The 2,194-nt window shown below is 37.4% G+C and carries 2 protein-coding genes and 1 pseudogene; all 3 read left to right on the forward strand.

Annotation, left to right across the window (positions count from 1 at the left end; translation table 11 throughout):
* Nucleotides 1-648 (forward strand): hypothetical protein (locus tag SOY52_RS00265; RefSeq protein WP_320846985.1); only part of this gene is annotated, 648 nt, incomplete at its 5' end.
* Nucleotides 645-1,697 carry an ABC transporter permease gene (locus tag SOY52_RS00270; RefSeq protein ID WP_154425042.1) on the forward strand — a complete coding sequence of 351 codons (1,053 nt, stop codon included), beginning with the start codon at nucleotides 645-647 and terminating at the stop codon, nucleotides 1,695-1,697. The genes SOY52_RS00265 and SOY52_RS00270, both read left to right, overlap by 4 nt.
* A 15-nt stretch (nucleotides 1,698-1,712) precedes the next feature.
* A pseudogene (locus SOY52_RS00275) lies at nucleotides 1,713-2,194 on the forward strand (hypothetical protein); the annotation flags it as partial.

Raw genomic sequence — 2,194 nt, forward strand, 5'->3', positions numbered from 1 at the left:
TTTTTTCTTTTTTTTAAATTGCGTTACAAAAGATGGGAAATTAAAATTAAAAATGGAGGGATTAAAGGAGTGAATTCCACTATCAGACGGTATCAAGCAGTGGATCTGATGATATGGAGTATTATTCTTTTTGTTTTTGAATTCATTGTTGTCAAAGCAGGTTCAGTATGGTTTAGAGCTCAGCTTTGGACTCTATCTATAGTTCCAGCACTTGTTGCTGTTGTTTATATGAGGTGGAGTGCTTTTGGCGTCTTGTATAGTGCATTAGGAGGCATTGCTCTATGCTTTGCAAGTGGTGCAAGCACCCAACAATATTTGATTTATACCCTCGGAAATTTATTTTCAGTAGTGCTTCTTTTATTTTTGAAGTTTATTGGAAAGGAGAAGATTAGAGATAGTGTATTCACTTCAATAATCTTCGCATTGGCTTCTGCTTTGTCGATGCAGATTGGACGTGGAGTTGTTGCAGCTCTATTAGGAAATGGTATTGGTAGTATCGTAACCTTTATTGCTACAGATATTATTTCAGAGCTATTTGCAATCCTTATAATTTGCATAACGAGAAAGCTGGATGGTGTATTTGAGGATCAAATTTCGTATTTGGTACGTGTTAATAACGAAGAAAATGAAAAAGGGGGTAGAGAATGAAGGTAGATGCATCGGACTATTTAATGTATGATGCCGAGACCAAGACCTACAGAGAAAATCCCGAGCAGAGAGTAAGGGATGACGTTGAGAAGCACTATTGGCTTCACGTCGGAAGAACAATCGTTAAGGACTGGAGATTGTATATCATGCTGGTTCCAATGTTGGTTGTATTCCTTCTTTGGAGATATTTCCCAATGTATGAACTCCTTGGCTGTTTCAAGGTTTATGACCAGGTACTTCCTGTATCTGAGCAGCTTTTCTCTGGATTTTCATATTTTAAGCGTCTTATAGCAGGTGGAGATGCTCTTTCTGCAGAGTTCTGGAGAGCATTAAGAAATACATTCTTACTCTCCTTCTATGGCCTCTGTTTTGGCTTCCCAGTACCTATTATTTTGGCACTCTTCTTCAACGAAGTTAAATCAAACGTTGCAAGAAGTATTTTTCAGGTTCTTACATATCTTCCAAAGTTTATGTCTACTGTAGTAATGACATCTCTTGTAACAATGCTTGTTAAGCAGGGGTCATTAACATCTAGCTATGGTATTGTATCTCAGTTACTCGAGGCTCTTGGATTGATCTCTCATGAACTTGCAAATGGTGGTCTCTTAAATGACCCAAGATTCTTTAGAGGTATTTACCAGTTATCAGGAATTTGGGAAGAAGCAGGTTATGGTTCTATCGTATACTTCGCTGCAATTATTGCTATTAGCCCAACAAGCTATGAAGCAGCCCAAATCGACGGTGCCGGAAAAATGGCTCAGATGAGATATGTTGTATTACCTTGTATCTTATCAACAATCGTAATCATGCTCATCACAAAGATCGGTTCTCTCCTTTCTATCGGTTATGAGAAGGTTCTTCTCCTCTATAATCCAAATACATATGTAACAGCTGATGTAGTATCTACATTTGCTCAGAGATATGGTCTTGAGGGTGCAGCTAAGGGTATTGCCACAGCTGCTGAGATGATGAACAACGTAATCGGTATGTTACTCGTTATCGGTGCTAATACGATTGCGAGAAAAGCATCAGACGTATCACTTTATTAATGGAGAGATGGCAAAATGAAAAGAAAACTTGAAACAACCGAATTAATATTCAAGGTCATCAGCTATACTCTACTTACAATGTTTGCTATTGGATGTTTATATCCATTCTTATATGCAATTGCATCATCTATTAGTGGTAGAAGAGCTGTAGAGTATTCAGAAGTTGTACTCTTCCCTAAGGAAATACAGTTTGAAGCATTTGGTCAAATGTTTACAAACAATATGTTCTGGAATGCTTACTCAAATACTTTATTTATTACATTCTATGGAACAATTTGGTCTTTAGGATATTCAATCTTAGGTGCATATGCACTTTCTAAGAAAAGACTTCTATTCAGAAAGACCTTTAACTTCTTCCTTGTTTTCACAATGTGGTTCAGTGCAGGTATCGTACCTCAGTACTTAAACTACTTAAATACTAAGGCTGCATTCAATGCTGTAGGTATTATGGATGATAAGTGGCTCGTAATCATCGCTATGGGTATGGCTGCCATGAA

The organism is Bullifex sp. (genome assembly GCF_034103065.1).
Classification (GTDB): domain Bacteria; phylum Spirochaetota; class Spirochaetia; order Sphaerochaetales; family Sphaerochaetaceae; genus Bullifex.